This window comes from Pseudomonas sp. K5002, from assembly GCF_013386655.1.
Taxonomy (GTDB): domain Bacteria; phylum Pseudomonadota; class Gammaproteobacteria; order Pseudomonadales; family Pseudomonadaceae; genus Aquipseudomonas.
Map to the genome: position 1 here is coordinate 1 of NZ_JACARK010000540.1, position 4,389 is coordinate 4,389.

General features: G+C 61.1%; 6 protein-coding genes. All 6 read right to left on the bottom strand.

The features are described 5' to 3' along the window. A partial coding sequence (locus HX846_RS22860; RefSeq protein ID WP_178966139.1) for an ABC transporter permease occupies nucleotides 1–414 on the bottom strand: 414 nt, incomplete at its 3' end. Nucleotides 415–581: 167 nt separating this feature from the next. Then, nucleotides 582–2,132: an ABC transporter substrate-binding protein gene (locus HX846_RS22865; RefSeq protein ID WP_008431417.1), complete on the bottom strand. Its 1,551-nt coding sequence runs from the start codon at nucleotides 2,130–2,132 to the stop codon at nucleotides 582–584. Nucleotides 2,133–2,250: 118 nt separating this feature from the next. Continuing rightward, a complete protein-coding gene (gene ddpX / locus HX846_RS22870) occupies nucleotides 2,251–2,793 on the bottom strand; it encodes a D-alanyl-D-alanine dipeptidase (RefSeq protein WP_177010053.1) in 543 nt (180 codons plus the stop codon). 21 nt (nucleotides 2,794–2,814) lie between these two features. After that, a complete protein-coding gene (locus HX846_RS22875) occupies nucleotides 2,815–3,669 on the bottom strand; it encodes a MurR/RpiR family transcriptional regulator (protein ID WP_032898755.1) in 855 nt (284 codons plus the stop codon). A gap of 136 nt (nucleotides 3,670–3,805) precedes the next feature. Then, entirely contained in the window at nucleotides 3,806–4,117 is a 312-nt protein-coding gene (locus tag HX846_RS22880; protein ID WP_178966140.1) for a hypothetical protein, read from the bottom strand. Between the two features lie 69 nt (nucleotides 4,118–4,186). Continuing rightward, a partial coding sequence (locus HX846_RS39295) for a hypothetical protein (RefSeq protein ID WP_218645469.1) occupies nucleotides 4,187–4,389 on the bottom strand: 203 nt, incomplete at its 5' end.

Consider the following 4,389-nt stretch of genomic DNA (forward strand, 5'->3'; position numbering starts at 1 on the left):
CGCCAGCCTTCGGGCGATCTGGTCGATGGCGCGGTTGTGAAACACCGCTGACAGCACCCCCAGCGGTACGCCCACCAGTACCGAGAGCAGCAGGGCGGCGACCGCCAGTTCGAGGGTCGCGGGGAAGAACGCTTTCAGGTCTTCCAGCACCGGGCGGCTGGTGCGGATCGAGGTGCCGAGGTCGCCGTGCAGCAGGTCGCTCATGTAGCGGCCGTATTGCTGGTACAGCGGCAGGTCGAGGCCCAGTTGATGGCGGATGTTCTCGACAATGGCGTCGCTGGCCCGGTCGCCGGCAATCAGGCGCGCCGGGTCACCCGGGATCAGGTGGGAGATGCAGAAGGTGATCAGCGAAACGCCGACGACGACCAGGATCAGGCCGAACAGGCGTTTGCGCAACATATTCAGGAAGGCCATGAGGGCTCCTCGGTAACGCGAGACATTTGGATCAGGAATACAGCCTGGAAAACACAGCAGGTCCAGTGTGGGAGCGGGCTTGCTCGCGAATACGATGGGTCAGTCATACATCGGGTAACTGATACACCGCTTTCGCGAGCAAGCCCGCTCCCACATTTGATCGCGTGTTACTTACTGATCTCAGCCACGTTGAACACCTGCTCCAGCATCGGATGGAACACATAACCCTTCACCGAATCACGCATCGGCAGGGTGTAGTTCTTCTGATAGAGGTAGGCGTACACGCTGTCCTTGAGCACGATCTTCTGGGCTTCCTGGTACAGCTCGGTGCGCTTGGCCGTGTCGTTGTTGGCCGCCGCATCACGAATCAGCTTGTCCACCACCGGGTTGCTGTAGAACGAACGATTGCCCGGCAGGCCTTGCAGGGAGGAGTCGAACCAGAAGTTCATGTACATGTAGGGATCGGAGAAGTCCGGCGCCCACGAGCCGATGGACACGTCGAAGTCACCCTTGCCCAGGCGCTCGCGCATGGTGGCGTTGGCCAGTTTTTCCATCTTCAGGTTGATCCCCAGCGGCGCCAGGCTGGCTTGCAGGGTCAGGCCGATGGATTCCCAGTCCGGGTCCTTGTCGGAGTACATGTAGTTCAGGTTGGTGATTTTTTCCGGGAGTTTCTTCAGGTTCGCGCCCGCGCTGTCCAGGTCCTGTTTCATCAAGGGCAGGCTCGGGTCATTGGCCCACATGCCGGCAGGAATCGGCCCGTTCATCAACTTGGCCTGGCCCTTGAGGATGCCGTCGACAATGCCTTTGTAGTCCACCGCATCAACGATCGCCTGGCGCGCATTCTGGTTGTTCAGCGGGGCTTTCTGGTTGTTCAGGTACAGGTAGGTCACCCGCAGCGACGGGAATTCCTTGATCACCACGTCTTTCTTTTTGGCCAGGTTGGTGAGCTGGTCCTGGGGCATGTCTTCGGCGATGTCCAGGTCACCGCGTTCCAGTTGCAGGCGGCGTACCGAGGCTTCGCTGATGATCTTGATCACCACCTTGTTCAGCGCGGGCTTGGTGCCGGCGTAGTAGGTGTTGGGTTCCAGGGTCAGGCTCTGGCCTTTCTGCCAGTTGCTCAGGCGAAAGGCGCCGGAGCCGGCGGTGTGGGTGGAGAGGTAGGCGTTGACGTCGCCCTGTTTCACCACGTCCGGGTTGATGATGCCGGCGCCGTTGTGGGCGAGGGTGTAAAGGAAGGGCGCGTAGGGCTTGGCCAGGGTGAAGCGCACGGTGAGCGGGTCGACCACGGTGACTTTCATGTCATCCGGGAACGCGCCCGACGGGCCTTGCTTGAGCTGCATCACGCGGTCGAAGGAGAACTTCACCGCATTGGCGTCGACCTCGGCGCCATCATCGAACTTGTTGCCGGGCTTGAGTTTGAAGTCCCACACCAGACCGTCGGCCGAGGTGGTCCAGCTGTCGGCCAGGTCGCCCTTGACCTCGGTGCTGCCCTTGCCGTTTTCGACTTTGTAGGCCACCAGCTTCTGGTACGCCGGGTACGTCACCGCCCAATCGTTGTTGTCGATGGTCACGGCCGGGTCGAGGGTTTGCGGGTCGGCGGCCTTGCCGATCATCAAGGTGTCTTTGGGGGCGGCGGCACTTGCCGATTGCCACGCGCCCAGGCTCAGGGCGGCGCACAGCAGGGAGAGTGCGAGGGTCTTGCGGTTGCTTGGGGTCATGCCGGTTTCCTTGATTATTTAGAGGAAAAAGCGGGTTGGTTTATTTTTATGAAATCTATAACCGGGCAGTTGGAGCTAAAGGGTGCTGCTCATTATTGTGATGGTACGGTCCTTGTGATCAGTGTGACTCCTCAATTAATGGGAAAAGTTCGGCATCCGGCAACTCGTAGTGCCACCACTCGGTGGCAATCGCCTTGAAGCCGGCGCCGAGCATGATGCCCAACAACAGCAGGCGGTTGCGCTGCACCTGCGGCGGCAGGTCGGGGTAGAACTGGTGGGACTTGGGCTCCATGGCATCAAACGCCGTGCCCATGTCCAGGGGGGTGCCGTGTTCATCAATCAGTGTCAGGTCGACGGCCACGCCGCGGGTGTGGTGCGAGCCCAGGCGTGGGTCGCGCACGTAGTCCGGGTTGGGCAGGGCCTGCCACAACAGTTGCTGGGCGTAGGCAGGGCGATAGGCGTCGTAGATCAGCAGGGTCATGCCGGCCTGGCGTGCCAACAGGCTCGCCTTGCGCAGGCAGGCCGCCGCTTCGGTGTGCAGCAGGCAGCGGGTGTTGCGGTAGATCACGGTGCCTGCGAGGTTGTCGGCACTGGCGTAGATCAGGTCGACCTGTACCGGGTATTCCGGTGGGGCGATTTCTACCAATGGGCTGGTTTTCACTCAAAGATTTCCTTTCCAGGGTCAGGATTCGAACTGGCCGAAGGCCTGTTGCAGGGCGCGGTTTTTTGCCAGGCGTGCATCCAGTCGCTCGCCGTAGCGGTCAGCGACGGCAGACACCATCAGGTTGAACAGGCACGTCAGGGGCGCCATGGAGTCCCAGAACTGGCCGACATCGGTTTTCAGTTGCAGCAGGTCCAGGTCGTAGTCCCGGGCCCAGGGGCATTGCAAGTCAGTGATCAGCGCCAAGGGTAGACCCTGGGCGTTCGCGGTCTCGCAGAACGTGGGCGTGATGCTGGAATAGGCGCGGAAGTCCGCTGTGATGGCGTAGGGTTTTTCAAAGCCGGAGTTCAGGGTCTCGGCGTAGATCCCCGACAGGCCATCGACGTAATAGACCTTGGGACGGATGTATTCCAGGTGGCTGTGGAACGCATTGAGGATGCCCCGGGTGGACTGGATGCCGAGGATGAACACGGCGTCGGCGTCCACGATGTGCTGCACGATGTCGGCGAAACCCTGGCTGCGGGCCAGGCCGTACACATGCTGGATGGCTTCGATCTCGCGGTTGAGGGAACGGTCGAGGGCGTCTTCCTGATCGTTCTCCTGGCGAAACGCACCCAGGCGGTCGGTGATCAGCCAGGAGGCTTGCGGGTCGCCGCGCAGGCCTTGCTTGACGTCATCGAGGTTGCGATAACCCAGGGTTCGCAAGAAACGCCCCACTGAAATCCCGGTGGTGCCGGCTTGCTGGGCGATGCTGTCGGCGGTTTCGAACGGCAGCTGTTGCAGGTTGCCCAGCAGGTAGGTCGCGATGCGCTTGCCGGTGGGCGTCAGCGTCGGGAACTGCTGTTCCAGCGTGCGCTGGAAGCTGTTTTTATCCATGACGTTTTCGCGCAGGCCGGTCATTGATGTTACTCATGTTTCATGATTTTGATGTCTGTTAGAAACATAACATCGGCAATCGCGATAACACAATGGCTTTTTTTGCACTGGGCGGGCAGGGGGGGACAAGCGGCGATCAAGGCCGCTGGGGTTTCACCGAAGTACCGAACGTATTGCCCATGCGCACACTGGTCGCTGCGGGTGTAGAGAGCCCGATCTGGTTCGGCTTGCGTTTGTCGATGGGCACCTGTTGCGCTTGCTGGTTCTTTTGCGTGGCCTTGGCGGCGTCCGGGAGGTTGCCCATCTGCTGGCTCAGGCAGCCATAGTCCGGTGCCTTGTAGCCATCCACGTTGACCTCGGTGCAGCCATTCGGCGTTTCTTCGGCGTGGGCCATCAGTGGCAGGGCAGCACACAGCAACAGGCTGGCGAGGGTCGGGAACAGGTTCATCGGTGCCTCCTGGCGAGCCCTGGGAAATGGGCCGGTATGGCTCAAAAGTGTAGTGCAGCGGGCTGCCCGTCACCGTGATGTTTTTTTTGCTGGCACCGTAACATCAGGTTCATAAACTGGCCTCAGGATGACGGTTTTGTAGGCTATGTCGGACGTGTTGCGATGCTGAGCAGGGGGGCTTGGAGGCGCGCGGGCTGCTGCCTGGCTCTGCTGTTGGGGCTGGCGCAGACCGTGCGCGCCGAAGTGACCCTGGACCGGCCCGCGCAGAACCT